The following is a 25402-nucleotide window of genomic DNA, read 5'->3' as shown; positions in this document are numbered from 1 at the left end:
CCAATACAACGATGAACCGAGGGGAACCCGCCCCGAACGAGAGGATCCGCCGATGAAGCTTGTGCAATTCCAGCACGGCGAGACCGAAAGCGGCGGCGCGCTCCTGCCTTCAGGCGACATTCTCAATCTTTCGGATGCCGCCGGGCGGATCGGAATCGCGGCGCCATGCTCATCCCTGTCTGATATCATCAGCGGAGGCGAGAAAGCGCTCGATGCTGTGCGGCAACTGATTGAGATAGTGCCGGAGGAATCGGTCGTTCCTGTCAGGTCGGTCAGATTGCTTGCGCCAATCAAACCACCGCGGCTTCGCGATACACTGATGTTCATCGAGCATATGGAGAACGGGCTCGACAAGTGGGCACGGAATGCGGCGGCATCGGATGCTGACCCCGAAGCGGCCTATTCTGCACTCAAAGCATCGGGAAAATACAGCCTCCATCCCGTTTTTCGTGAGAAGATCATCTATTACAATGCCGATCATCTGGCCATTTCCGGACCGGACGATAATATTTTTTGGCCCTATGCCTCCGACTATGCGGACTTCGAGTTGGAATGGGCGATCGTAATCGGTCAGGCAGAACGATGCATGACGAGAGACAACGCGAAATCGGCGATTTTCGGATACACGATCTACAACGACTGGTCCGCCCGCGATCTGCAACTGAGCTTCATGCAGGCTAATCTCGGGCCAGCAGAGGGCAAGGATTTCGCCGGCAGTAACGGTCTGGGGCCGTGCATCGTCACGCCCGATGAGTTTGAAAACCCTTACGACCTGAAGATGACCGCGCGGGTAAATGGCGAGGTCTGGTCGGAGGGCTCGACGGGGTCCATGCACCACAGGTTCGAGGATGCGATCGTCCAGTTCAGCAGATTCGAGGATCTCGTGCCTGGCGAGGTGATCGGCTCGGGCACGGTGCTTCGCGGTTGCGGCTATGAACTCAACCGGCGGCTTGCGGACGGGGATGTGGTCGAGCTCGAAATCGAGGGCATCGGCATACTGCGCAACACGGTGCGGATAAAAAGCGCTCCAATTGGACGATAAGAGGGAGCAGGAAATGCAGGAACTATTTGATCTTTCGGGCAAACAGGCGCTTGTCACGGGCGGCGCACAAGGCCTTGGCCGGATGATTGCCGAGGGGCTTCTTTCAGCAGGCGCTGCAGTCGCGATAACCTCACGCAAAGCCGAGGTGGCGCAAGCGAGCGCCGCGGAAATGGCCGCGCTGGGACAATGCACAGCCTATGCTGCAGACCTCTCCACGCCGGCCGCAGCGGTGGACCTCGTTCGCAGATTTGCCGACGACACGGGCCAATGCGATATTCTGGTCAACAATGCGGGAAAGACCTGGGGCGGGCCGATCGAAACATTTCCCGACAAGGCCTGGCCTGACGTCATGGCCGTCAATGTCCAGACGCCCTTCACGATGGTCCGTGAACTCCTTCCCCTGTTGCGCGCCGGCGCAAAGCCGGACGATCCTGCGCGCATCATCAATATCGGATCGGTAGCAGGCGCTAAGGTCGAACGGATCGGCGCCTACAGCTATTCGTCCAGCAAAGCTGCGATCCATATGCTGACACGGGATCTCGCCGCCGAACTGGCAGCTAGCCATATCACGGTAAACGCTGTGATACCCGGCTATTTCCCTACCAAGATGACGTCACATCTTCGAGATGGCGATGATGTAGACCCCGCCATGCTGGCCCGGATCCCGCTTGGGCGCCTGGGTCGACCTTCGGATATCGCGGCGCTCATCGTCTTTCTTGCTTCGACCGGGGGCAGCTATGTCACGGGTTCGGAGATTGCAGTCGATGGGGGACTCCTCGGCTGCGGCTAAGCGGCCAGTCGCCAGCCTCACCGGCTTCATTGCCACCTTGCGTCGGCAAGGGCATTCAGGCGCGATGCCGCATGAACTGACCGCGTCGCCCTCATGTAAGAGTGACCTCCGCCATGTCTCAAGGAGCTTCGCCGCCGCCGCGGCGCTCGTCTACGACAACGTAGCGGATATCGGTTAAATCCAGGAATTTCGCCATGTCTTCGCCAACGAGCTGGGCGACCTGTGGATCGGAGAGACCGCGCCGATTTGCTTCAAAGCCCGCTTGATCCTCGAACCATACCTCCGTCACGACATCGAAGTCGATGGCGCCCACATTCATGGCACTGTCGTGGTCGATATAGTTCCGCCTGTAATCGACCATCGGCGGCAGCTTTTCTTGAGCGACGAGATCGTTGGTAAGCGCGATATGCTCCTCCTCGTAAATCGACATCAGTTCTTCACGCGAAAGGCCCGCTTTTCGCCGGGCAAAGATCATGATCTTGAACATGGATTGTTCCGCTAGTTGTTCAGACACTCTGACGAAGTCTTGAATGGTCGAGTTCCAAAATCGCGGCAGGTGCGCCGCCATTCTCGCGCCAGCTCAGGCTGAGTACCGGATACGCCGGAACGCCGTCGCGAGTCAAAATACTTTTCATTTGACAAGGACTAAGGCTCCAAGTTACCACCGTGGAAGAATCGCAGTCTGTCAGTGAAGGCCCCGACGATGGTCATGCAGGGATGCGCGACAGCAGCTGAACACATAAAATGAGAGGAGAAGAAGATGCTGACCGAGGATATCCGCAGGAAGCACTCGCCCGGCGAGGGACTGGGACTGATCCGTGACCGCGTGGCCCAGCGTCCGAACTCGGTTTTGCCGGCTGGCACGGTCGTCGTGTCGTCGGACAATCATTTTCCGCTGAACGAAGACATCTGGTACGATCGGTTCCCGGAGCATCTGAAAGATGCGGCGCCGCGCATTTGGTGGGATGCGGAGGCTGGCATCTATCAGCTGGGCGCGAACTTCAAGCCGATGTTCCCCCCTTCGGCGTATGATCTGATCCGCAGCATGGAGGAACTTCCCGGCTGCAAGAGCCTTGATGCGCGCATGCATGACCTGGATGCCGAAGGTGTGCACAAGGAAATCGTCTATCCTCAGGTTCTTCCCATTTTCTTCCACTATCCCGACTTCGAGATTCGGGCGCTTCTCTTCGATATTTACAATGAATACATAGCGGATCTTCAGAAAAAGCAGCCTGATCGGTTCTTTCCCGTTGCCATTCCGGCATTTTGGGATCCGGAACTGGCTGCGGCATCGGTACGGAAGATTGCATCGCTCGGTCTCAAGACATTTCTGCTTCCGATGAACCCGGGCAAGAAGCCGGACGGAAAGAATGTCGTTTACAATAGCGCTGAATATGATGTGCTATGGGCGGCTATTGAGGAAACCGGCCTCCCCATTTCCTTTCATATCGGAGAGAAGTTCGATTATGAAGGCATAAACGGGGAAGGACCCCGGCTGATGAACGATATCGGCCCGAGCCTTTTCCGAAAGAACTTCGGACAATTTGTGTTCGGCCTCATCTTTGACAAGTTCCCCGGACTGAAAGTAGTCTTCTCAGAGGCCGGCATAAACTGGGTGCCTGGGGCCATTCAAGACGCCGAGATGATCTATAACTCGCATGGCCTCATGTTCGAGTCTCTACCGAAGCATCGCCCCAGCTGGTATTGGCATAACCATTGCTACGCAACGTTCATGTCGGACTATGCCGGCCTGAAGCTGCTGGATATTATTGGCGCTGACCGAGTGATGTGGAGCGTCGACTATCCTCACAACGAGGGAACCTTTGGTTACACGCAGGATGTCGTCCGTGACATCCTTGATGTGGCCTCTCCCGACGAGGCCAAGCTGATCCTCGGCGGAACGGCGAACGAAGTTTATCGACTGGGTTGATCGAGAGACTTACTTCAAAGCAGGTCAGGATTGGCATGGACAAGCTGAGTGGAATGGTCGCCATCGTGACCGGTGGTGCGAGCGGCATCGGCGCGGCAACGGTACAGGAAATGGCGCGTCAGGGCGCGCAAGTGCTCCTCACTGACATCAATGCTCCGACAGACGAATTAGTGCGTTCATGCGGCGATCGCATCGCGTATCAGCATCATGACGTGACGAACGAAACGGATTGGAAATCCGTTATCGATTTCGCGGAACAGCGATTTGGGCCGGTGACGGCCCTCGTCAACAATGCCGGAATCATCGCGCCGGGGAACAACGAAGGCCCGATCGAGGATATCGACATTCTCGACTTCAGACGCGTTCTTGATGTCAATCAGGTCGGCACGTTTCTGGGGATCAAGCATGTCGTTCCATCGATGCGTCGTGCCGGGAAAGGAGCGATCGTCAACATCTCGTCCGCTGGCGGGTTGGTCGGCACGCCGTTCACTACCGCCTATAGCGCAACCAAGTGGGCGGTGGTCGGCCTCACGAAATGCGCGGCGCTGGAACTTGGCCGATATGGAATCCGAGTGAATTCGGTTCATCCCGGCGCGATCTGGACACCGATCCATCACCTTGGGCAACCAGCCGAGATGGCCGAACACACCCGATCGGTACTCGAAAAAGTCGTTCAGGTCCTGCCTCTTCCAAGACTTGCCGATCCCGTGGAAGTGGCGCGCATGATTGCCTTCGTGGCGAGCGATGACGCTAGCTATTCAACGGGCAGCCAGTTCGTCGTCGATGGCGGTCTTGTGTCTATGTGAACGCCCCTTTGCTATTCAAATTCAATGTCGAAACCAAAGGCGCCGCGATCGCGGCGGGGAGAGGCGAACATGTTCCGTATGCTGATATTCGCCAGGATGGCGCCCGGATTGTCGCGGGACGAATTCATAGCGGCTTATGAAGGCGGACATATCACCCTGGTGAATGAACTCGTGAAAGCGGGAGTTCATGCGCCCATGGAAACCTACAGGCGGCAGTATCTTTCCCGCAGCAATGCAATGAGCAGCCCGAACGATGACCTTAATTTCGATGTCGTCGTCGATTGCGCTTTCGCGGCCGAGGATGACTTCCGCCGGACCATGGAGAATATCCAGAGCGACCCGAAACTGGCAGCGCGCCTGCAAGAGGATTTCGAGCGCTTTCTCGACCCGTCCACCCTGCGGTACATGGCTGTCGATGTTCATTCGGGCGGCGGTGAAGCCGCAGGCGTGTCGCGATAGCCCCTTCCAGCATCCTGTATAGAAGGACGGTCTCATGTCCCAATTCGAGGGCAAAGTATTTCTGGTCACTGGCGCGGGTTCGGGCATCGGAGCAGCGACCGCTGCGCGACTGGCGAGCGAAGGCGGACAAGTGGTCGCCGCCGATATCAATGAGGCGAGCCTTAACGATGTCGCAGCGTCGATCCAGCGTGCAGGCGGCTTGTGCAACGCGATCCAATTCGATCTCGCTGACGAAGAAAGCATCGTCGCCCTTATCCGCGGAGCAATCCAGTGGGCAGGACGGCTGGATGCGGTAATCAATGTGGCCAGCGATGTTTCCGGAACCACAATGGCGGCCGATGTAGAGATCGGTGCTTTCGATCCCGGTCTCTGGAGTCGCGTACTGCAGGTCAATCTTATCGGCACCGGCTTGATTATCAGGGAGAGCATTTCGCATCTGGTGGCAGCGGGGGGCGGCAGCATCGTGAACATCTCTTCGGCCGCTGCATGGCTCGGGGAAGACCAGCGCCCCGCCTACGCCGCATCGAAAATAGGGCTTCATTCGACAACGCGTCACGTTGCACGCGCTTGGGGGGCTAAAGGAATACGGTGCAACGTCATCGCGCCAGGCATGGTACTGACCGAAACCGGAAGCAAACTTATGCCGCAAGAGTATCGCGACATGATGCTGGAGCGCATTTGTCTTCCTACCTTGGGTGCTCCAGAGGATATAGCGGCGGCAGCGGCATTCCTTGTTTCCGATGAAGCACGTTGGATCACAGGACAAATATTGTCCGTCGATGGCGGTCTGACTTTCCGCGAGTGACTAGATAGGCGGCGTGTTGAGACGGCCACAGTCTGCGCGCGCGCTTCCCGATCCAGACCCTTTTCTTATCAACAGTTATCAGTTTCACACCAAGACTCCGCTGTCCACGGCATGCTTTATCTAAGTATCTGATATAACAGGACATATGGAAGTTTTCCGCAGTCTATTTGCATGGCGATTTAACGCCTTGCCAAGCGACAAGCGGAAGATTACTGTTCATATGACAAAATACAACCATGGAGGGGTGTTATGACTCAAGTATACCGATTCCGGCGCGTGCAACTCGCTGCCGCTTTGGCAGGATGCAGCTTGATGGTGCTCGAAGCGCCGGCGCTCGCGCAGGAAGCGGAAGGCGGCGGTGACGCCTCGCAGTCCGGACTTCAGGACATTGTCGTCACTGCGCAGCGCAGATCGGAAAACTTGCAGGACGTACCGGTGGCGGTCACCGCTGTCACTGCGGCCGCCTTGGAAAATACCGGGACGGTCTCACTCAAGTCGCTTGCTATCATTGCGCCAAACGTTAATGTCACAGACAGCATCGGTTTCGTGAACAGCTACGTTCGCGGTGTTGGCAGCACGAACGTCTCGCCCGGAAATTATGCGAGCACGGCTGTTTATGTTGATGGGCTTTACACCGCGCGCCTCAACTCGGCGAACTTCGATCTCGATAATATCGAGGCCGTCCAGGTTCTCGCCGGGCCGCAGGGCACACTTTACGGTAGAAACGCTACGGCGGGAGCCATCCTAGTCACAACCACAACGCCTAGGGTGGGGTCGCCGCTTTCGGGGAAGTTTCAACTTGGCTATGGCAAGTATAACGATTTTTCCGCGAGCGGCGTGATCGAAGGCGGGCTTAGCGATACTCTCGCATTTAGTCTCGCTGGCTCCCGACGCAAGCGCGACGGCTTTCTCGACAATCAGAATCCCGCAGGATTCCATCAGGAAGATGGTGACGACCGCGATACATATGCCTTGGGCGGGAAGCTGGTATGGAAGCCGAGCGACCGCTTCAATCTTGTGCTGGCGGCGAACTACACACATGAGATGGATCGCGCTGGATCGCCCTATGTTGCGGCGGACTTGAGCAGCCCCAGTCCGGTTCCGGGTTTGAACAACAACCAAGCGGCACTTTTCGGTACACTGCTTAGTCTCGGCCTTCCGCAGGCCAACGCGTTTGCGGCTGCGTCTTCGGCGACCTTTCCCAGAGGATTCCATCAGTCTGTGGACGGCCTAGCAAACGCTTTTGAAAGGGGGGTGTTGAGCGGGCCATTCAAGCGCGGCCAGTTCGCTTATGTGGAGGATCTCCGCCTTTCCGCTACGGCAGTCTATTCCACTGACATTTTCGATATCACGTCCGTGACCGGATATACCGACACAAAGGTGAACGCGACGTCGAACTTCATTGGCGAAAATCCCGGATCGACCGGCTTGCCGTCATCTCTCGGTGCCAGCATTACCGGCCCGTCGAAAACATACCAACAGCAGTTGCGGATCAGTTCGAACTCCGGGTCGATCAAGTGGATCGTCGGTGGAGAATTTTTCCGGGAGGATGGCGATGTGCAACTGGCTGCGGACCTGCCTGTTGGCGTCTCAGCATTGGTTGTCGACAACCGTTTCCGCGACACCGCATATGCTGCATATGCTCAGGCCACTGTGCCGCTCACGGAGCAGTTGAGCCTGACGGCAGGTGGTCGGTATTCCACCGAGCGGTACACGATCTACGACGAAATCGACACCGCAACCACCGGCATTCCTAACCAGGGAACCAATTCCCTAAAGTCGAGCAAGTTTACATATACGGCTCGCCTTGAGTTCCGGCCAAATGACGATCTTCTATTGTATGCGGGAACCAGCTCCGGCTTCAAAAGCGGCATCCTGAATGCGGTGTCACCGAGTGGCGGCGGCGTTGGTCCGGAGTCATTGAAATCCTATGAACTGGGATGGAAGAGCGAATTGTTCAACCGCAATCTCCGCGTGAATGGCGCAGTATTCTATTACGACTATTCAAATATCCAGACACTTCTCATCGACGCCGGCACCGGTGGAGCGTATCTGGCAGGTGGATTGAACGGTCGGGTCTATGGTGCTGAAGCAACGGTCGAGGCTCGTATCTCCGATAATCTGCGGATCAACTCCTCTGTCAGTATTCTCGATGCGAAATATACGAACAACACCGTTGTCGCGGGGACTGGCGCGTTGCTGATCGCTGATGGGCGTCAGCTCGCAGGTTCTTCCAAATTCTCTCTGAATGGCGGGGCGACGTACACCTTGCCGCTGCCCGACGATTCGAGCGTCGTAGTCAATGTGAACGCCGCATATAATAGCGGCTTTTGGTTCGAAGCCACGAATACCATCGGGACCGGTGGTGGCAGCGCCAAGAGCTTCACCGTAGCAAATGCGAGAGTGACTTATAATCTTCCCGGTGGTCACTTTAGCGTTGCGGCATGGGGTTCCAACATTTTTGGTGAGAAATACTATCGGGCAGGTGTGCTATCGGCTCTGGTCGCTCGGACGCTGAATCCGGGTGCTCCTGCTCAGTTCGGCGGGACGCTGGCATACAAGTTCTGAACTTCTTGGGAGCCGGCTGTTTTGTTGATGCAAAGCAGCTGGCACTCGGAGGCTTTGTGTCGTCGTTCGATAAATGCTTATCATTTCCGTGTACTCATAGTTTTATCCGGCGAAGCGATTGCCGGTGGTTTGTGACGTGCTCCCCTTTTCTCCTCCACTCATAAGTAGAGTCCGGGGTTGATAGGGTGCCCCTCGGGGCGATGTGGCGCAACCCGCCTGGCAGCATCGGCGGGCGTCAGCCCGCCTATCCCGCTGTGCGGCCGCACATGGTTGTAGTCGTCGCGCCAGGCACTCAGCACCGAGCGGGCGTGCGAGAGCGACGCGAACAGCGTCTCGTTGAGGCATTCATCGCGCAAGCGACCGTTGAAGCTCTCGACGTAGCCGTTCTGCTGCGGCTTGCCGGGCGCGATGTAATGCCACTCGATTGGCCGATCCTGTGTCCATTTCAGGATCGCCAAGCTGGTTAGCTCTGTTCCGTTGTCGCTCACGATCATCAGTGGCTTGCCGCGAACGGCGATGATCGCGTCCAGCTCGCGCGCGACCCGAGCGCCCGACAGTGATGTGTCCGCCACCAGCGCCAGGCATTCCCGCGTGAAGTCGTCGACCACCGCGAGGATGCGGATGCGACGGCTGCAGATCAGCGTGTCGCTCACGAAGTCCAGGCTCCACCGCTGGTTCGGTCCCTGCGGCAGCGCCATCGGCGCCCGCGTTCCCATCGCTCGCTTGCGACCGCGTCGGCGCCTGACGCGCAAGTTCTCCTCGCGATACAGCCGCAGCAGCTTCTTGTGGTTCATGACCAGCCCCTCCCGGGCCAGCATGATCCCCAGCCGGCGGTAGCCGAAGCGACGACGCTCGGCCGCGATCTCGCGTAATCGCGACCGAAGGTCGCCATCATCAGATCGCCGATGCGCATAGCGCATCGACGTCCGATCCACCGCCAGGATGGTACAGGCCCGACGCTCGCTGATGCTGAAGAGCCCGCGAACGTGCTCGACCGCCTTGCGCTGAACGGCAGGCCTCACCAGTTTTTTGCCGCAACCTCTTTCAGCACCGCATTGTCGAGCATCGCGTCCGCCAGCAGCCGCTTAAGCCGGGCGTTCTCCTCCTCGAGCACCTTCAGCTTGCGCGCCTGCGACACGTCCATGCCGCCGTACTTCGCCTTCCACGCGTAGAAGGTCGGTAAGCGCCGACGGAACGTGGCCTTGTCGGCATCACCGAAATAGGAAAGCTCGCAGCCTTTAAGGAGGCGGGAGCATGGACAACGAGCAGTCAAACGAGCCTCGTATGAGCAGTCGCGGGGACGGCGGAGTGCTTGTACAGGTGGAGCGGCGTCGGAACTGGAGCGACGAGGAGAAGCTGGCGATCCTAAAGGAGACGACGGTGCCGGGCGTTGTCATATCGGCCGTAGCGCGGCGGCATGGGATAGGCACGGGTCAGCTCTACACCTGGCGCAAGCAACTGCTCCGGGGAGCGATGGCAGGCTTCGTACCTGTCGAACTGGCAGCATCATCGCCGTCGGCCAAAGCCCGAGAAGCTGGACGGATCGAGGTTCGCGGACGGTGCGGCCTGACGGTGTCGGTGGATGGCGAAGTTGATCGGGCCGCCCTGAAACAGGTGCTCGATGTCCTGCGGGAGCTGGATCATTGAGCCTGGCGTTCCCGCCTTCGACGAAGGTCTACCTGTCGCTGGCGCCGTGCGACATGCGCAAGGGCTTTGACGGGCTCTCGGCGCAGGTGCGCAATATCCTTCAGCTGGATCCATTCTCCGGCGCGGTCTTCCTGTTCCGCGGAAAAAGGGGCGACAGGCTGAAGGCCTTGGTCTGGGACGGCTCAGGGCTATGCCTGTATGCGAAGCGTCTTGAGCGCGGAAAGTTTGTTTGGCCACGTGCCCATGAGGGTGCGCTGCGGCTGTCGGCCGCCCAGCTTGCGATGTTGCTCGAAGGCCTGAACTGGAAGCAGGCGATCGTCCACGACGAGGTCATCACGCCGAGCCTCGCATAGTGAAAATGATCAGTAAAACCGACATTTTATGTAGGTTTTACTGTGGGCTTCCGCTATTATCTGCGGCATGCGGTTCGCCCTTGATCGCCTTCCCACTGACCCGGTCCTCCTGCAGAAAATGCTGCTGGAGATGGCCGATGTCATGGCGCAGGAACGGGCCGAACTGACGGCAACGAGAGCAACCGTCAAAGCCCAGACCTTGCGGATCGAAAAGCTCGAGCATCGCGTCGCGCGGCTGCTGCGCGTCCAGTTCGGTCGTAGCTCCGAGAAAATGGATATCGCCCAGCTGCGGCTGATGTTCGAGGAGGTCGAGGTACCAGAACCCGCCAACGATGAGGTGGCGGCACCGCCTGTGGCGAAATCGGCCCGCAAATCCGGCGGCCGTGTTCCGCTTCCCGCACACTTTCCGCGTCAGACGGTTGATCATCAGCCCAGCCCGTGCAGTGCCGGTTGTAACGGGCCGTCAGCACAGATCGACGAGGCTGTCACTGAGGTCCTCGACTATGTCCCGGCGCGCTTCCGGGTCATTCGCCACGTGCGACCAAGACTAGTGTGCCGGTCCTGCGAACAGATCCGCCAGGCCCCCGCTGTCGATCTGCCGCTCCCCAAGGTGATGGCGAGCAGCGCCTTGCTGGCCCATCTCGTCGTCAATCGCTTTGTCGATCATCAACCCTGGCATCGGCAGTCAGTGATCTTCCGCCGCGTGGGACTCCACATCGATCGGGACGTGATGAGCCGCTGGGCCCGAAAACTGGCATGGCTGCTGGCGCCGCTGGGTGAGCGGCTGTTCGCCTATATCCGGGAAGCCGCCAAGATCCACGGTGACGACACGCCGGTCACGCTGCTGGGCAATGGCGATGGCAGCCGGACCGGGCACTTCTGGGTATATCTGCGTGATGATCGCTCAAGCGGTGACATGAGCCCGCCTGCCGTGGTCTTCCGCTTCAGCGCCGATCGCGGCGGAGCGCATCCGGCGGAACATCTCGCCGACTATCGGGGGTATCTACAGGCAGACGGCTTTGCCGGGTACAACGCACTTTACCGTGACCCCAAGACCAAGGCGCCCAGGGATATCGTCGAAGTGGGATGCTGGAGCCACGCGCGCCGGAAATTTACGGACATCTTGGACAAGAGCCCGTCACCGATCGCGGCAGAGGCGGTCGTGCGGATCGCCGAGCTCTTCGCCATCGAGCGCGACATCAAGGGCGCGCCACCCGATGAGCGACGACGCATCCGCCAGATCAAGGCCGTGCCGAAGCTGGAGGCGCTGCGCGTCTGGCTCGAAACCCAGAACCGAGGCCTGTCGTCTGACAGCAATCTGGCGCGTGCGTGTCGCTATCCGCTGAACCGCTGGCAGGCCATGATCCGTTACTGCGATAATGGTCGGCTCGAGATCAGCAACAATCTGGTGGAAAACGCGCTGCGCGGTGTCGCGCTCGGGCGCCGGAACTGGATGTTCGTCGGCTCCATGAAGGGGGGAGAAGCCGCCGCGCTCTTCTACGCCCTGGCGGGCACATGCCGGCTCAACGGCGTCGAGCCCGAGGCATGGTTCACTGACGTCATCGAGCGCATCGGTGATCACCCGATCAATCGGATCGATGACTTCTTGCCGTGGAACTGGCAGGCATCAAGGCTGACCAACGATCTGGAGAAGGCTGCGTGAGCAACGGCACTGTCGTGCGGATGAAGATTACGCTGGACGATGTCACGCCGGCCGTCAGCCGAACGCTGGAGGTGCCGCTCAATATCCGGCTCGACCGTCTGCACACCGTCATCCAGACCGCCTTCTCCTGGACGGACTCTCACCTGTGGGAAATGAGCTTCGGGCAGACCGGCTTTGGCATCCCTGATCCTGAATATGGCTTCGACGGGCCGCTCGACGCCCGTAAGGCCACTCTCGCCCAGGTCCTGGCGGATACGAGGCGCAAGACCTTCCGATATCTCTATGACTTTGGCGATGCCTGGGAGCATAGCGTCAAGATCGAGCGCATCAGCACGGCCAGCCCGCACCTGACATATCCGCTCATCCTCGATGCAGTAGGTATGCGGCCGCCAGAGGACTGTGGCGGCCCATGGGGTTACGCCGAAAAGCTCGAAGCGCTCGGCGACCCACATCATGAATATTACGAAGAGGCGCTAGATACCCTCGGCGACGACCATGATCCCAACGCCCAGCCCGACATCCCCCTGATCGAGGCAAGGCTGGAAGCGCTCGCGAAAAAATGGGCGCCACGGACACGCCGGAAAGCCTGAAAGGCCGCGTCAACGCCGCCTTCCGTCGGCGCTTACGAAGGTCGGGCTACTGATCCCGTGCTTGCGGCACACATCGGCGGTCTTCATCCCCGCCTCCTGCTCCCGCAGGATCGCAATGATCTGCTCCTCGGTGAACCTGCTCTTCTTCACGTCCGTCTCCTCACGAAGGCGGACTCTACCTCAAACTGGAGGAGTTTCAGGGGAGCACGTCATTTGCTCCCGCCAGCCTCAGGCGGTCCGGAATCGGCGCTCGTCATTTTTTCTGGGCTTTGGCCTGACGGCGATCATGGTGCCTTCAATCTCCCGCCTGATAGCGGCTTCGAATTGAGCCACCGGGCAGGGATTGCAATTGTGGCGCTGGGTTCGGGCCTGCTGGCATCGGCCCTTTTCGTTTCGTTCCCATCGTGCAGAGGGATTTCAAGAATAGCCGAGTTAGGTGGCTGTTCCTCAAAATGACGATCACCTGGTTGCCGGGCTGCGCGTGACCGGCATGGTCGCGCCCATGGTGCTCGAAGGCCCTATCAATGGCAACCTGTTCGAGGCTTATGTCAACAAGGTTCTGGCGCCCGACCTCAAGCCCGGCGACGTGGTAATCATCGACAACCTGTCCAGCCACAAGCGCGTCACCGTCCGCACGCTGATCGAAGCGGCTGGTGCCTGCCGCCCTACCACCAGGCCTCAATCCCATAGAAAGGGCCTTCGCCCGCCTAGGCGATGATCCGCAAGGCATACGAGCGCACTGTCTCCGGTCTTTGGTCGATCATCGGCAAGTCGGTCGATCTCTTTCAGCCTCAAGAGTGCGCAAACTACTTCAGCGCCTGTGGTAATGATCCGGATTAAACAGAAAGCGCTCTAAGCGATGGCTGTCGAAGCTGAACAATTCCGCAGCGTTTAACCGCTATGACAAGCTGGGGCCAAATCCCTCGCTACGGTCCAGCGCGCGTCCCCCAAGTTCAACAGTGCGCCCGTTAGGAGCGACGAGAGCGTGGCGTTTTGCGATGATGCTTGACTGGACACTTTCGACGGCTAGCGTCCCGCATCCTGCGTGCCGTCTCGACATGCACTTGATAGGTGTCTTGAGGCACCAGAGAGTGTCTGACGCGCAAGCCCTAAATCTGGGATTCTGATTCCGCCCGACAACATCTTGTTGACGTGGGTGGAGACCCGCATGACCCCGACAAAACTGCTCATCGGCCAAATCTTCGTGGTGCTGGCGATCATCATCGCAAGCGTGTGGATTGGCACGCAGTGGGCCGCAGCGAGCCTCGGCTACCAAGCGGAACTTGGCGCACCGTGGTTCTTTGCCTTCGGCCAGCCGGTTTACCATCCATGGTCACTGTTTCCCTGGTGGTATCACTTCGACGCCTACGCGCCGGTGGTCTTCGGTGAGGCAGGCGTCATCGCTGCTACCGGCGGATTTGTCGGCTGCGGAGCCGCGATCTTCGGTTCGGTGTGGCGCGCACGCCAATCCAACAACCTGACGACCTATGGCTCTGCTCGCTGGGCGACGCACAGGGACATCAAGGGTGCCGGGCTTCTCGAGCAGCGCGGCGTCGTGCTCGGCAAGATCGGTCGCGATGACTTGCGCCACGACGGTCCCGAGCATGTCATGGCGTTCGCGCCGACCCGGTCGGGCAAGGGCGTCGGCCTGGTCATTCCCACCCTGCTGTCCTGGACGGGCTCGACCGTCGTCCACGACATCAAGGGCGAGAACTGGCAGCTGACGGCTGGCTGGCGCGCGCGATTCTCGTACTGCCTGCTGTTCAATCCGACGGACGCCCGCTCGGCCCGATACAACCCGCTGGTCGAAGTGCGGCGCGGCGTCAACGAAGTCCGGGACGTCCAGAATATCGCCGACATCCTCGTCGATCCCGAGGGAGCACTCGAACGTCGCAACCATTGGGAAAAGACCAGCCATTCGCTGCTGGTCGGCGCGATCCTCCATGTCCTCTATGCCGAGGAAGAAAAGACGCTTGCCCGCGTAGCGACCTTCTTGTCCGACCCGCAGCGCAGCTTCGCTGCGACGCTCCGCCGAATGATGACGACCAATCACTTGGGCACCGAGGACGCGCCACTGGTCCATCCCGTCGTGGCCTCGGCTGCACGCGAACTACTGAACAAGAGCGAGAACGAACGCTCCGGCGTGCTGTCGACCGCCATGTCGTTCCTCGGGCTCTACCGCGACCCGACCGTGGCAGCGGTCACCGCCGCATCCGACTGGCGCATCGTCGATCTCGTCGAGGCTGCTCATCCGGTCTCGCTCTACCTCGTCGTGCCGCCATCCGACATCAGCCGCACCAAGCCGCTGGTTCGCCTCATCCTCAACCAGATCGGCCGCCGTCTGACCGAGGAACTGCACGGCGTCGGCACGGACGGCGAGGCAGTAAAGGGCCGCCACCGCCTGCTGATGATGCTCGACGAGTTCCCGGCGCTGGGCCGGCTCGACTTCTTCGAGACCAGCCTTGCCTTCCTCGCGGGCTATGGCGTGCGCGTCTTCCTGATCGCGCAGAGCCTTAACCAGATCGAGAAGGCCTATGGCGAGCACAACGCCATTCTCGACAACTGCCATGTCCGCATCGCGTTCGCGACCAACGACGAGCGAACTGCCAAGCGCATTTCAGATGCGCTCGGGACAGCGACCGAGCAGCGCGCAATGCGCAACTATGCGGGCCACCGGCTCGCACCTTGGCTCGCGCATGTCATGGTCAGTCGGCAGGAGACCGCGCGTGCGCTCCTGACGCCCGGCGAGGTGATGCAACTCGCGCCCACGGACGGGCTGGTCCTGATCTCGGGGCATCCCCCGATCCGCGCGAAGAAGCTGCGCTACTATGAGGATCGCCGGTTCAATGAGCGCCTGCTGCCGGCACCGACATTGGATAACGATGGCTACCGCGATCTCCCGGCCGCGCGCTCGGATGACTGGGCGGGACAGGTGCGCGGCGCAGACATGCGCCTCTCCGCCGGCAACGATGCCGATGAGGGAGCGGATGCGGGCGGTCTTGAGCAGGCACGGCATCCTGCGCACGAGGTCGAACTGGCAGTCGTCGTCGATGCCGAGATCGCTGACCCCCTCGGCCTCGGCGAGGACGATGGAGACCAGGCCGCCGAGCGGCGCGCCATGGGCCGGGTCCAGGCGCTCGGCGCCGCGCGCACGGTCTATGGCCTCGACGCCGCGTCCGGTCGCCCCGACGACCTGCAGCTGGGGTTCTGACCATGGAGAAGGTCCGCCACCAGCTGTTCCTGCCCAAGACATTGTCCGATCGGCTGGAGGCGCTCGCTGCCAAGCCCGGCGCCAGCAAGTCGGCGATCCTCGTCGATGCAGTCACCGCCTGGCTCAATCGCCGGGGTACTTCGGAGCTGGAGGATCGGTTCGCGATCCGCCTCGACCGACTGACGCAAGCAATCGGCCGGGTTGACCGCGACGCCTATGTGATCCTTGAGACGCTGGCGCTGTTCATTCGGTTCGAACTCGCGATCCAGACGCCGCTCGCCGAGAACGACCAAGCGGGCCGAGCGCTCGGCGCCAAGAGGTTCGAAGCCTTCGTGACGCAAGTCGGAAGGCAGGTCTCTACCGGGCGGCGCACGCTAACTGCCTCGTCGGTGGATGGCGAATGAGCGCCGGGCTTTCCGCTGAACGCCGTCGTCGGATGCTGATTACGGCCCTTGGCAGCGACATCGCCGCCGCGATGCGCGACCCGCTGGTCATCGAGATCATGGTCAACCCTGACGGCGCGCTGCGGCTCGATCGTCTTGGCGAAGGCCGCACCGATACCGAGGTTCGCATCGGACCCGAACAGGTCGAGCGGATAATTCGGCTCGTCGCGAGCCATGCCCGGGCCGAAGTCCATGCCGAGCACCCGATCATTTCGGCCGAGCTGCCGCCGCACATCGAGGGCCGCGCTGGCGAGCGCTTCGAAGGCGTATTGCCGCCGGTTTCGTCCGCGCCCTGCTTCTCGATCCGCAAGCCTGCGCAGAAGCTGCACACGCTCGACGACTACATCGCCGATGGGCTCATGTCGGAGGTTCAGGTCGACGCGCTGCGCGCCGCCGTCACCCAGCGCTATAACATCCTTGTCGCCGGCGGCACCAGCTCGGGCAAGACTACCCTCGCCAACGCGCTGCTCGCCGAGATGGCATGGGTCGACAGTCGCGTGATCCTCATCGAGGACACGCGCGAGTTGCAATGCCCGCTGCCAGATACGGTGGCGCTGCGCACCCGCCCACCGCACGTGTCGATGACCGAGCTGGTGCGATCGACCATGCGCCTGCGTCCCGATCGCATCGTCGTCGGCGAGGTCCGCGGCCCGGAAGCGCTCGACATGCTGAAGGCGTGGAACACCGGCCATCCCGGCGGGATCGCGACCGTGCATGCCAACAGCGCGATCGCGTCGCTCTACCGCATCGAACAGTTGGTCCAGGAAGCGGTCGTCACCGTGCCGCGCCAGCTGATCGCCGAGGCTATCGACATCATCGTCTTCATCTCCGGGCGCGGCATCGATCGCCGTGTCTCGACCATCGCGCGCGTCGCCGGCCTCGATCCCGACACCGGCGCCTATTCGCTCGCCGATCTTCCCAAGCCCAACCCGAAGGAGACCTGACCATGACTCGTGCCCTAAATCCGCGCCCCGTAGCCAACCGCCACTTGCTTGTCGGCGGCGCGATTAGCCTCGCGATGACAATCGCCACCCAGGTCCAGGCAGCCGGCTCCGGCATGCCGTGGGAAGAGCCGCTGCAGCAGGTGCTGGAATCGGTGCAGGGTCCGGTCGCCAAGATCGTGGCGGTGATCATCATCATCGTGACTGGTCTGACCCTCGCGTTCGGCGAGAGTGCGGGCGGGTTCCGACGGCTGATCCAGATCGTCTTCGGCCTCTCCATCGCCTTTGCCGCGTCGTCCTTCTTCCTGTCCTTTTTCAGCTTCGGCGGCGGGGCGCTGATCTCGTGATGGCAAGCGGTCAGCATATCGATGGCTACGAAGTGCCGATCCACGGCTCGCTGGGTTCGCCGCTTCTGCTCGGCGGCGCACCGCGGGGCCTAGCGATCGTGAACGGAACGCTGGCCGCAGCGGTCGGCCTCGGCCTCCAGCAATGGCTAGCCGGGGCGCTGCTCTGGGCAGTCGGACATAGCGTCGCCGTGATGGCCGCCCGCCGCGACCCAAGCTTTGCGCCGGTCCTCCTCCGCCACATCCGCCAGAAGGGATATTTCGCATGCTGAACTTGCGCGAGTATCGCGCGTCCGCAGAGCGCCTTGCCGATCACCTGCCGTGGGCGGTGCTGGTCGCCCCCGGCGTCGTGCTCAACAAGGACGGCAGCTTTCTCCGCGTGCTTGCCTTCCGCGGTCCGGACCTCGAATCCGCGACCGAGGCCGAACTGGTCGCCGCCTGCGCGCGGGCGAACAACGCGCTCAAGCGGCTCGGCAGCGGATGGGCGCTGTTCTTCGATGCGGAGCGACGCGAAGCGCAGGCCTATCCCGACAGCGCGTTTCCCGATGCGGCAAGCTGGCTCGTCGATGGCGAGCGGCAGGCGGCGTTCGAGGCCGCAGGCACGCATTTCGAAAGTCGCTATCACCTGACACTGACTTGGCTGCCGCCCGCAGATACCACCGATCGCGCGGGCCGGAGCCTTGTGGAACGGCCCGACGGCGAGCGGGCGCGCGACTGGCGCGGCGCGCTGGAGAGCTTCGTTGCCGAGACCGACCGCTTGGCTGACCTGCTCTCCGGATTCATGCCCGAGGTACGCCCGCTCGACGATAGCGAGACCCTGACATTCCTGCACGGCGCGATCTCCGACCGCCGGCACATGGTCGCCGCGCCAGTGACGCCGATGTATCTCGACGGGGTGCTCGCCGACACGCCGCTGGTAGGCGGGCTCGAACCACGCCTTGGCGACCTGCATGTCCGTACGCTGACGATCCTCGGTTTCCCGAGCCTCAGCCGTCCCGGCATTCTCGATGCGCTCAATCACCAGGACTTTGGCTATCGCTGGGTCACGCGCTTCATCGCGCTCGACAAGACGCTGGCGACCAAGACGCTCACCTCTCTGCGGCGCCAGTGGTTCAACAAGCGCAAGTCGCTCACCGCGATCCTCCGCGAGGTGCTCTATAATTCACCCGCGCAGTTGCTCGACAGCGATGCGGACAACAAGGTGGCCGATGCCGACGAGGCGCTCCAGGTACTCGGCGGCGACCATGTCGCCTTCGGCTACCTGACTGCGACGATCACGGTCACGGACCGGAGCCGGGCGGCGGTCGAGGACAAGGTTCGCGCTGTCGAGAGGATCGTCAACGGGCTCGGCTTCACCTGCGTCCGCGAGACCGTCAACGCGGTTGAAGCCTGGCTCTCGTCGCTGCCGGGCCATGTCTATGCCAATGTCCGGCAGCCTCTGGTGCATACGCTCAACCTTGCACACCTGATGCCGCTGTCGTCAGTGTGGGCCGGGCCGGTGCGCAACAGCCATCTCGACGGCCCGCCGCTGTTGGTCGCGAAGACCGCCGGATCGACGCCGTTCAGGCTCTCTACCCATATCGGAGATGTCGGTCACATGATGGTCGTCGGGCCGACGGGTGCTGGCAAGTCGGTACTGCTGAGCCTCATCGCACTTCAATTCCGTCGTTACCCGCGCGCGCAAGTCTACATCTTCGACAAGGGCAATAGCGCGCGGGCCGCGGTGCTGGCGATGGGCGGCGTACACCACGCGCTAGGATCGGTCGAGGCGGACGGCGAGACGCTGGCATTCCAGCCACTCGCCAGTATCGACGATGCCAGCGAGCGGAGCTGGGCAGCCGATTGGATCGCAGCGCTGCTTGCGAACGAGAGCGTGTCGGTCACGCCGGATGTAAAGGACGCGCTCTGGACCGCGCTCGGTAGCCTTGCTTCCGCGCCGCGCGAGGAGCGGACCCTGACCGGGCTCGCGCTGCTGCTCCAGTCGAACGCGCTGCGCATCGCGCTCCAGCCCTATACACTCGAAGGGCCGCATGGCCGGCTGCTTGATGCCGCCGAACAGAATCTCGCGCTTGCCGACGTCCAGTGCTTCGAGACCGACGCGCTTATGGGCCAGGCCGGCGTGGTCGCGCCGGTGCTGACCTATTTGTTTCATCGGCTGGAGGAGCGGTTCGATGGCCGCCCAACCTTGCTGATCCTCGACGAGGCTTGGATCTTCCTCGACCATCCGCTTTTCGCCGCGCGCATCCGCGAATGGCTTAAAGTGCTGCGCAAGAAGAACGTGGCGGTCGTGTTCGCGACGCAAAGCCTCGCAGACATTGCGGGCTCGCCGATCGCGCCTGCCATCATCGAAAGCTGCCCGCAGCGGATCCTGCTACCCAACGATCGTGCGATCGAGCCGCAGGGCCACGACATCTATGCCCGCTTCGGCCTCAACGACCGTCAGATCGAGTTGATCGCGCGGGCCACGCCCAAGCGCCACTATTACCTCCAGTCCGCACGCGGCAACCGGCTGTTCGAACTGGGCCTTGGCCCGATCGCGCAGGCTTTGTGCGGCTCTTCGGATCCCGCAGCGCAAGCCCGGATCGATGCCTCACTTGCCGAGCATGGGCGCGATCGCTTCGCCGAAGCCTTCCTGCGCGATGCGGGCCTCGACTGGGCGGGCGATCTCGCCGCCGATTTCTCGTCTCCCGACACCCAAGCCCCCCAACAAGGAGAAAAGTAATGCGTATTCCCAATCGAAAGCATCTGGTCGCCGCCGTGCTCGGCCTCGGCGCGTGCGGCTCGCTCGGCATGGGCGCGATGACCATGACGGCGAGCCCGGCGCACGCCCAGTTTGGCGGCATCGTGTTCGATCCCAGCAACTATGCGCAGAACATCCTCACCGCCGCACGCACGCTGCAGACCGTTAACCAGCAGATCCAGCAACTCCAGAACGAAGCGCAGATGCTGGTCAACATGGGCAAGAACCTGACGCGCATCGACTTCCCGCAGCTCGATGCCCTCAAGCGAAAGCTCGCCGAGATCGACCGGCTGATGGGCCGCGCACAGGCTATCGACTTCCGTGTCGACCAGCTCGACGACAAGTTTCAGTCGCTGTTTCCGCAGGACTTCAGTTCGGCGCTGCGCACCGATGTGCGCGTGCGTGATGCTCGGGCGCGCCTCGACGCCAGCATGGGCGCGTTCCGCCAGACGATGACCGTGCAGGCTCAGGTGGTCGAGAACATCCGGTCGGACACCGAGGCCCTCGCTGACATCGTCGCGCGCAGCCAGGGTGCCGAAGGATCGCTCCAGGCGCAGCAGGCGACCAACCAGCTCCTCGCGCTCACCGCCAAGCAGCAGTTCCAGCTCCAGCACATGATGGCCGCGCAGTTCCGCAGCGAGGCCGTCGAGCAGACCCGCCGCGCGACGCAGGCAGCGGAGGCCCGCGCGGCGACGAAGAAGTTCCTCGGTTCCGGATCGGCCTACACGCCCGAATAGCCCCCTCGGGTTCAGGCACGATCCGGTCGCAAGCGACCGGCGGCGCGAAGGCGCGGCGCGTGACACGCCTTCGCCTCCCGCCATCGGTCGCCGTCGCGGGGCGCGGTTCCGCTCCCCCAACCGCGTCCCGCGACATTCCTCCACGCCAGCAGGAAGGCAGTCCTCTTGAACGACCTCAATGTCATCGACCGCTTCCTCCAGGCGTTCATCACCTACATCGACAGCGGGTTCGGGCTGCTTGGACCCGACGTCGGGTTCCTGACCGCAGCGCTGATCGGCATCGACATCACGCTTGCCGGCCTATTCTGGGCGATGGGCGGCGAGGACAATGTCATTGGCCGGTTCCTGCGAAAGATCCTGTATGTGGGCGCTTTCGCCTTCATCCTGAACAGCTTCTCGACGCTGGCCGACATTATCTTCCGGTCCTTCGCGCAAGCTGGCCTGACGGCGGGTGGCGGTACGCTCTCGGCCGATGACCTGCTCAAGCCCGGGCGGCTTGCGGGGACGGGGTTTTCGGCGGCCTGGCCATTGCTCGAACAGGCCAGCGAGATGGTCGGGTTCACGACCTTCTTCGACAACTTCCTGACGATCATGGTCCTGCTGTTCGCCTGGGCGCTGGTGATCGTCGCATTCTTCATCCTCGCGGTGCAGATGTTCGTCTGCATCCTCGAGTTCAAGCTGACCTCGCTGGCGGGCTTCATCCTCGTGCCTTTTGCGCTCTGGAACCGAACCAGTTTCCTCGCTGAGCGCGTGCTGGGGAATGTCGTTTCTTCGGGCATCAAAGTAATGGTGCTCGCCGTCATCGTCGGCATCGGCTCCAACTTCTTCACCGAGTTCACGGACGCGCTGCAAGGCCAAGAGCCGGATATCGGCCAGGCCATGAGCCTCGTGCTCGCGAGCCTTTCCCTGTTCGGCTTGGGCATATTCGGGCCGGCGATCGCCTCGGGTCTGGTGTCTGGCGCGCCCCAACTTGGCGCCGGTGCAGCGCTCGGCACCGCCGTCGGCGCCGCCGGCGTGACGATGCTGGCCGGCGGTGCTGCCGTGGGTGGAGCCCGGGCGGCAGGCGGTGCTGCCTTGGGCGCGGTGCGCTCGGGCACGGCAATGGGATCCGCTGCATCGACTGCCTACCAGCTAGGACGCGAGACGGCCGCGACCCCTTCGGTCGGCGCGGGCCTTGGTGGTGTCGCGCGGGCAGCCGGAAATGCCGCGCGTTTGCGCGTGGGCGGTGCGCTGGGTCTCAGTGGAGCCTCAGCCAGCGGCCGCCAGGCGGCTTGGGATGCCCTCAATCAAAACTCGACCCAAGGTTCTTCGGCGTCACCTGCAAGTGGACCAGGCGGCGGCGGGGAGACCGGTGGGACGCCCGCATGGGCGCGCGCGATGCGTGACCAGCAGACCAGCCGCCATCGCCGCCAACTCGCGATCCACACGCTCCAGCAGGGCGATCGTGGCGGGGCGTCCGCCACCCCCGACATCAAGGAAAGGAATGATTGAGCCATGTTCTTCAAGCGAAGTGCGCAGCGTTACGGGCACACGCCACCTCCCGAGACGCCCTACCAGCGCGCCGGCCAACTATGGGACGAGCGGATTGGCTCGGCACGGGTGCAGGCGCGAAACTGGCGGCTGATGGCATTCGGTTGTCTCGCGCTGACCGCCGGCACCTCGGCGGGTCTCGCCTGGCAGTCGCTGCAAAGCCGGGTGACGCCCTACGTGGTGGAGGTCGATCGGCTTGGCGAGGCTCGCGCCGTTCAGGCGGCCGATGTCGAGTATCGGCCGACTGACGCGCAGGTCGCATGGCACCTTTCGCACTTCGTCACGAACATCCGCTCGGTGTCGCTCGACCCGGTCCTGATGCGCCGCGACTGGCTCGAAGCCTATGATTTCGCGACCAAGCGGGGCGCACAGTTTCTCGGCGAATATGCTCGATCGGCGGCGCCTTTCGCCAATGTCGGAGAGCGCACCGTATCGGTACAGGTGACCAGCGTTGTCCGCGCGTCCGACAAGTCGTTCCAGGTGAAGTGGACGGAGACGGCATTCGAGCGCGGGTCCGAGGCGGGCCGCAGTCGCTGGACAGCGATTCTCACGACAGTTTCGCGCCCACCATCATCGGCCGACGTCCTGCGAAAAAACCCGCTCGGCATCTACGTCGATGCGATCGACTGGAGCCGCGAACTCGACACCGCGCTGCCTTCGTCTTCAGCGGCAAGGCCCGCACCGCAGTCCACCCCGAACTTGCCCATGGGATCGCCGCTCGATCCCGACCTCGGTGCCCCGATGGCGATGCCCGGCTCGCCCAATCCCCAGGAGAAGAATCCATGAAGCTCGTCCTTCTGCCGGCGATCGCCGGAATGATCCTCGGTTGCCCGGCTCTGGCGCAGGAGCGCTCCGCAGCACCACTCAAGGCGGTCCGGTCGGCGACGCGCAACGCCACGATCGAGCCGGTCGCCACCGGCTTCATCAGCGGGGCGCAGGTCTACCCCTTCAGCGAGGGCACGATCTTCCAGGTCTATGCCGCGCCGGGGCTGGTCACCGACATAATGCTCCAGCCCGGCGAAAATCTCGTCGCGGTCGCTAGCGGTGATACCGCCCGTTGGGTGATCGGCGACACGACCAGTGGCTCGGGTGACGGCAAGCAGACGCATGTGCTGGTAAAGCCATTCTCGGCGGAACTGCTCACAAACCTCGTCATCACCACCGACCGCCGCGCCTATCACGTCAGGCTGGTAAGCACCTCGGCGACCGCGCTGTCCTCGATGCGGTGGACCTATCCGCAGGACGAGTTACTGGCGGTTCGCCGCCAGGCGGAAGCCGCCCGGGTCGCGGCTCCAGTGGCCTCGGGCATCTCAATCGAGCAACTGCACTTCACCTATGCGATCAGCGGCGATCGTCCTGCATGGCGTCCGCTCCGCGTATTCGACGATGGAATGAAGACCTATGTCGAATTTCCTGCGTCGCTCGCGACCGGCGAGGCGCCGCCACTGTTCGTCCTGGGCGCGGACGGAAGGGCGGAGTTGGTCAACTATCGGCAGCGCGACCGCTTTTACGTCGTTGATCGGATCTTCGATGCCGCGGAGCTTCGCCTCGGCCTCAAGAAGAGCCAGGTCGTGCGCATCGTGCGCGCGTCGCATCCTGCCAAGCGGAGGGGCGCATGACCGACACGCTCGCCACGGACCCGCCGGCTTCGCCTCCGACGAAGCTCGATCCCGAAACGCTGAGCATTCGCTCGCGACCGGCGCGCGCGATTCGATTTCGTCGTGGCGCGATCATTGGCGCTGCCGCTCTCGGCTCGGCCAGCCTCATGGGGATCGCGTGGATGGCGCTGAAGCCGCAGGTGTTCCGGCAGGTCGCCCAGGACGGCGAGTTGTCGCAGCCTATGGCAAAGCCAGCTTCGGACGCGCTTTCCGGACTACCAACAAGCTACGACGATGCACCCAAGCTTGGCCCGCCATTGCCCGGCGATCTCGGTAGACCGATTCTTCGCGCGCAGGAGCGGACTGGAGCGGCAATCGTATCTACGCCGGTTGATACCGCTGAGGCGGCACGGCAGCAGCGGCTTGCCGACCTGAAGGCAGCGCGGGAATCAGGCCTGATCGCGCAGACCACCAGCGGCCGCAGCGCGGTAGCGCCGGTGACATCCGGCAATGGGGCCGCGACGCTGGACGCCCAGCCCGTAAATCCAGCCGCGCCCGTAACCCGCAAGGAGCAGTTCGCGTCGAGCCGGGACGTTAATGGCGATCTCAATTCGGGAGCGCTGGTGGCCCCGATGTCACCGAACAGCTTGCTTGCCGGCAGCGTGATCGCTGCAAGCCTCATCACCGGGCTCAACTCCGATTTGCCCGGCATGGTCACGGCGCAGGTCACGCAGAACGTGTTCGATACGGTCACGGGCAATATCCTGCTCGTACCGCAGGGAGCCCGTCTAATCGGCAAGTATGACTCCTTTGTCGCCTTTGGACAGCGTCGAGCGTTGGTCATCTGGCAGCGGCTGATCCTGCCCGATGGCAGCTCGGTGCGTCTCGACAACATGCCGGCGACAGACGCAGCGGGTTATGCCGGCCTCGCCGACAAGGTGGATTTCCATACTTGGACGCTGCTCAAAGGCGTCGCCATCGCCACGATGCTCGGCGTTGGAACGGAGTTGTCGATCTCCGGTGAGAGCGATCTCGTGCAAGCGATCCGAGAATCCGCCCAGTCGAACACCGCGAGGGCCGGTGACCAAATCACGCAGCGCAACCTCGGTATTCAGCCGACGATCACGATCCGTCCCGGCGCGCCCGTCCGCGTGCTGGTGACCCGCGACCTCATCCTCGCGCCCTGGCGTGTAACGGAGAGTTGA

At 62.1% G+C, this 25402-nt stretch carries 23 protein-coding genes and 3 pseudogenes; 23 read left to right on the top strand and 3 right to left on the bottom strand.

Annotated features, from left to right (window positions below):
* The first annotated feature begins 52 nt into the window (after positions 1 to 52).
* Positions 53 to 1042, top strand: a complete 990-nt coding sequence (locus tag K663_RS16040) for a fumarylacetoacetate hydrolase family protein (RefSeq protein ID WP_062119777.1) — start codon at positions 53 to 55, stop codon at positions 1040 to 1042.
* Positions 1043 to 1055: 13 nt separating this feature from the next.
* Positions 1056 to 1832: an SDR family oxidoreductase gene (locus K663_RS16035; protein WP_062119774.1), complete on the top strand. Its 777-nt coding sequence runs from the start codon at positions 1056 to 1058 to the stop codon at positions 1830 to 1832.
* Between the two features lie 118 nt (positions 1833 to 1950).
* On the opposite strand, the gene K663_RS16030 is transcribed toward K663_RS16035, so the two are convergent.
* Positions 1951 to 2400 carry an EthD domain-containing protein gene (locus K663_RS16030; protein WP_083535931.1) on the bottom strand — a complete coding sequence of 150 codons (450 nt, stop codon included), beginning with the start codon at positions 2398 to 2400 and terminating at the stop codon, positions 1951 to 1953.
* Positions 2401 to 2592: 192 nt separating this feature from the next.
* Between K663_RS16030 and K663_RS16025 the strand changes: the two genes are divergently transcribed.
* The 5 genes from K663_RS16025 (at position 2593) to K663_RS16005 (ending at position 8400) form a co-directional block, all read left to right on the top strand.
* Positions 2593 to 3762 carry an amidohydrolase family protein gene (locus K663_RS16025; RefSeq protein WP_062119767.1) on the top strand — a complete coding sequence of 390 codons (1170 nt, stop codon included), beginning with the start codon at positions 2593 to 2595 and terminating at the stop codon, positions 3760 to 3762.
* A gap of 35 nt (positions 3763 to 3797) precedes the next feature.
* Positions 3798 to 4568, top strand: a complete 771-nt coding sequence (locus K663_RS16020) for an SDR family NAD(P)-dependent oxidoreductase (protein WP_062119763.1) — start codon at positions 3798 to 3800, stop codon at positions 4566 to 4568.
* 69 nt (positions 4569 to 4637) lie between these two features.
* A complete protein-coding gene (locus tag K663_RS16015) occupies positions 4638 to 5027 on the top strand; it encodes an EthD domain-containing protein (protein ID WP_158511198.1) in 390 nt (129 codons plus the stop codon).
* 34 nt (positions 5028 to 5061) lie between these two features.
* Positions 5062 to 5832 carry an SDR family NAD(P)-dependent oxidoreductase gene (locus K663_RS16010; RefSeq protein WP_062119757.1) on the top strand — a complete coding sequence of 257 codons (771 nt, stop codon included), beginning with the start codon at positions 5062 to 5064 and terminating at the stop codon, positions 5830 to 5832.
* A gap of 312 nt (positions 5833 to 6144) precedes the next feature.
* Positions 6145 to 8400 (top strand): TonB-dependent receptor, encoded by a 2256-nt coding sequence (locus tag K663_RS16005; RefSeq protein WP_062119754.1) that lies wholly within the window; start codon positions 6145 to 6147, stop codon positions 8398 to 8400.
* 158 nt (positions 8401 to 8558) lie between these two features.
* On the opposite strand, the pseudogene K663_RS16000 reads toward K663_RS16005, so the two are convergent.
* A pseudogene (locus tag K663_RS16000) lies at positions 8559 to 9577 on the bottom strand (IS3 family transposase); the annotation flags it as partial.
* Between the two features lie 107 nt (positions 9578 to 9684).
* On the opposite strand from K663_RS16000, the gene tnpA reads away from it, so the two are divergent.
* From tnpA to K663_RS15975, 4 genes are all read left to right on the top strand, one after another.
* Complete coding sequence (tnpA, locus tag K663_RS15990) at positions 9685 to 10047, top strand: IS66-like element accessory protein TnpA (protein WP_024018734.1); 363 nt, start codon at positions 9685 to 9687, stop codon at positions 10045 to 10047.
* A complete protein-coding gene (gene tnpB, locus K663_RS15985) occupies positions 10044 to 10400 on the top strand; it encodes an IS66 family insertion sequence element accessory protein TnpB (protein ID WP_443018934.1) in 357 nt (118 codons plus the stop codon). The genes tnpA and tnpB overlap by 4 nt, the downstream gene beginning before the upstream one ends.
* Positions 10401 to 10467: 67 nt before the next feature.
* On the top strand, positions 10468 to 12063 hold the full coding sequence (gene tnpC, locus K663_RS23025) for an IS66 family transposase (protein WP_083535902.1): 1596 nt from the start codon (positions 10468 to 10470) through the stop codon (positions 12061 to 12063).
* Positions 12060 to 12653: a plasmid pRiA4b ORF-3 family protein gene (locus K663_RS15975; RefSeq protein WP_235589446.1), complete on the top strand. Its 594-nt coding sequence runs from the start codon at positions 12060 to 12062 to the stop codon at positions 12651 to 12653. Before tnpC ends, K663_RS15975 begins: the two co-directional genes overlap by 4 nt.
* Positions 12654 to 12689: 36 nt before the next feature.
* On the opposite strand, the pseudogene K663_RS15970 reads toward K663_RS15975, so the two are convergent.
* A pseudogene (locus tag K663_RS15970) lies at positions 12690 to 12803 on the bottom strand (transposase); the annotation flags it as partial.
* A gap of 313 nt (positions 12804 to 13116) precedes the next feature.
* On the opposite strand from K663_RS15970, the pseudogene K663_RS15965 reads away from it, so the two are divergent.
* The 12 genes and pseudogenes from K663_RS15965 to K663_RS15910 form a co-directional block, all read left to right on the top strand.
* A pseudogene (locus K663_RS15965) lies at positions 13117 to 13493 on the top strand (transposase); the annotation flags it as partial.
* A 328-nt stretch (positions 13494 to 13821) separates the two neighbouring features.
* Positions 13822 to 15864, top strand: a complete 2043-nt coding sequence (locus tag K663_RS15960) for a conjugal transfer protein TraG (protein ID WP_062119748.1) — start codon at positions 13822 to 13824, stop codon at positions 15862 to 15864.
* A 2-nt stretch (positions 15865 to 15866) separates the two neighbouring features.
* Positions 15867 to 16268: a hypothetical protein gene (locus tag K663_RS15955; RefSeq protein ID WP_062119745.1), complete on the top strand. Its 402-nt coding sequence runs from the start codon at positions 15867 to 15869 to the stop codon at positions 16266 to 16268.
* A complete protein-coding gene (gene trbB, locus K663_RS15950) occupies positions 16265 to 17251 on the top strand; it encodes a P-type conjugative transfer ATPase TrbB (protein WP_083535929.1) in 987 nt (328 codons plus the stop codon). Before K663_RS15955 ends, trbB begins: the two co-directional genes overlap by 4 nt.
* A 74-nt stretch (positions 17252 to 17325) precedes the next feature.
* Positions 17326 to 17595, top strand: coding sequence for a TrbC/VirB2 family protein (locus tag K663_RS15945; RefSeq protein WP_235589576.1), 270 nt, complete (start codon positions 17326 to 17328; stop codon positions 17593 to 17595).
* Positions 17595 to 17864, top strand: a complete 270-nt coding sequence (locus tag K663_RS15940; RefSeq protein WP_443018973.1) for a VirB3 family type IV secretion system protein — start codon at positions 17595 to 17597, stop codon at positions 17862 to 17864. Before K663_RS15945 ends, K663_RS15940 begins: the two co-directional genes overlap by 1 nt.
* On the top strand, positions 17858 to 20314 hold the full coding sequence (gene trbE / locus K663_RS15935; protein ID WP_062119735.1) for a conjugal transfer protein TrbE: 2457 nt from the start codon (positions 17858 to 17860) through the stop codon (positions 20312 to 20314). Before K663_RS15940 ends, trbE begins: the two co-directional genes overlap by 7 nt.
* Positions 20314 to 21069 carry a P-type conjugative transfer protein TrbJ gene (trbJ, locus tag K663_RS15930; protein ID WP_062119733.1) on the top strand — a complete coding sequence of 252 codons (756 nt, stop codon included), beginning with the start codon at positions 20314 to 20316 and terminating at the stop codon, positions 21067 to 21069. Before trbE ends, trbJ begins: the two co-directional genes overlap by 1 nt.
* Positions 21070 to 21234: 165 nt before the next feature.
* Entirely contained in the window at positions 21235 to 22560 is a 1326-nt protein-coding gene (trbL, locus tag K663_RS15925) for a P-type conjugative transfer protein TrbL (RefSeq protein ID WP_062119730.1), read from the top strand.
* Between the two features lie 3 nt (positions 22561 to 22563).
* Entirely contained in the window at positions 22564 to 23385 is an 822-nt protein-coding gene (trbF, locus tag K663_RS15920) for a conjugal transfer protein TrbF (protein WP_062119727.1), read from the top strand.
* A complete protein-coding gene (trbG, locus tag K663_RS15915; RefSeq protein WP_062119724.1) occupies positions 23382 to 24218 on the top strand; it encodes a P-type conjugative transfer protein TrbG in 837 nt (278 codons plus the stop codon). The genes trbF and trbG overlap by 4 nt, the downstream gene beginning before the upstream one ends.
* Positions 24215 to 25402 (top strand): TrbI/VirB10 family protein, encoded by a 1188-nt coding sequence (locus K663_RS15910; RefSeq protein WP_062119721.1) that lies wholly within the window; start codon positions 24215 to 24217, stop codon positions 25400 to 25402. The genes trbG and K663_RS15910 overlap by 4 nt, the downstream gene beginning before the upstream one ends.

Origin of the sequence: Sphingobium sp. MI1205, from assembly GCF_001563285.1 — a bacterium.
Classification (GTDB): Bacteria; Pseudomonadota; Alphaproteobacteria; order Sphingomonadales; family Sphingomonadaceae; genus Sphingobium.
Note: the sequence above shows the minus strand (reverse complement) of the source record. Positions and strands in the feature narration are given on the sequence as shown.

Excerpts from the sequence above, each read along its gene's own strand:
- K663_RS16040 (WP_062119777.1), top strand. The coding sequence starts at position 53 with ATGAAGCTTGTGCAATTCCAGCACGGCGAGACCGAAAGCGGCGGCGCG.
- K663_RS16035 (WP_062119774.1), top strand. The coding sequence starts at position 1,056 with ATGCAGGAACTATTTGATCTTTCGGGCAAACAGGCGCTTGTCACGGGC.
- K663_RS16030 (WP_083535931.1), bottom strand. The coding sequence starts at position 2,400 with ATGGCGGCGCACCTGCCGCGATTTTGGAACTCGACCATTCAAGACTTC.
- K663_RS16025 (WP_062119767.1), top strand. The coding sequence starts at position 2,593 with ATGCTGACCGAGGATATCCGCAGGAAGCACTCGCCCGGCGAGGGACTG.
- K663_RS16020 (WP_062119763.1), top strand. The coding sequence starts at position 3,798 with ATGGACAAGCTGAGTGGAATGGTCGCCATCGTGACCGGTGGTGCGAGC.
- K663_RS16015 (WP_158511198.1), top strand. The coding sequence starts at position 4,638 with ATGTTCCGTATGCTGATATTCGCCAGGATGGCGCCCGGATTGTCGCGG.
- K663_RS16010 (WP_062119757.1), top strand. The coding sequence starts at position 5,062 with ATGTCCCAATTCGAGGGCAAAGTATTTCTGGTCACTGGCGCGGGTTCG.
- K663_RS16005 (WP_062119754.1), top strand. The coding sequence starts at position 6,145 with ATGGTGCTCGAAGCGCCGGCGCTCGCGCAGGAAGCGGAAGGCGGCGGT.
- tnpA (WP_024018734.1), top strand. The coding sequence starts at position 9,685 with ATGAGCAGTCGCGGGGACGGCGGAGTGCTTGTACAGGTGGAGCGGCGT.
- tnpC (WP_083535902.1), top strand. The coding sequence starts at position 10,468 with ATGCGGTTCGCCCTTGATCGCCTTCCCACTGACCCGGTCCTCCTGCAG.
- K663_RS15960 (WP_062119748.1), top strand. The coding sequence starts at position 13,822 with ATGACCCCGACAAAACTGCTCATCGGCCAAATCTTCGTGGTGCTGGCG.
- K663_RS15955 (WP_062119745.1), top strand. The coding sequence starts at position 15,867 with ATGGAGAAGGTCCGCCACCAGCTGTTCCTGCCCAAGACATTGTCCGAT.
- trbB (WP_083535929.1), top strand. The coding sequence starts at position 16,265 with ATGAGCGCCGGGCTTTCCGCTGAACGCCGTCGTCGGATGCTGATTACG.
- K663_RS15945 (WP_235589576.1), top strand. The coding sequence starts at position 17,326 with ATGACAATCGCCACCCAGGTCCAGGCAGCCGGCTCCGGCATGCCGTGG.
- K663_RS15940 (WP_443018973.1), top strand. The coding sequence starts at position 17,595 with ATGGCAAGCGGTCAGCATATCGATGGCTACGAAGTGCCGATCCACGGC.
- trbE (WP_062119735.1), top strand. The coding sequence starts at position 17,858 with ATGCTGAACTTGCGCGAGTATCGCGCGTCCGCAGAGCGCCTTGCCGAT.
- trbJ (WP_062119733.1), top strand. The coding sequence starts at position 20,314 with ATGCGTATTCCCAATCGAAAGCATCTGGTCGCCGCCGTGCTCGGCCTC.
- trbF (WP_062119727.1), top strand. The coding sequence starts at position 22,564 with ATGTTCTTCAAGCGAAGTGCGCAGCGTTACGGGCACACGCCACCTCCC.
- trbG (WP_062119724.1), top strand. The coding sequence starts at position 23,382 with ATGAAGCTCGTCCTTCTGCCGGCGATCGCCGGAATGATCCTCGGTTGC.
- K663_RS15910 (WP_062119721.1), top strand. The coding sequence starts at position 24,215 with ATGACCGACACGCTCGCCACGGACCCGCCGGCTTCGCCTCCGACGAAG.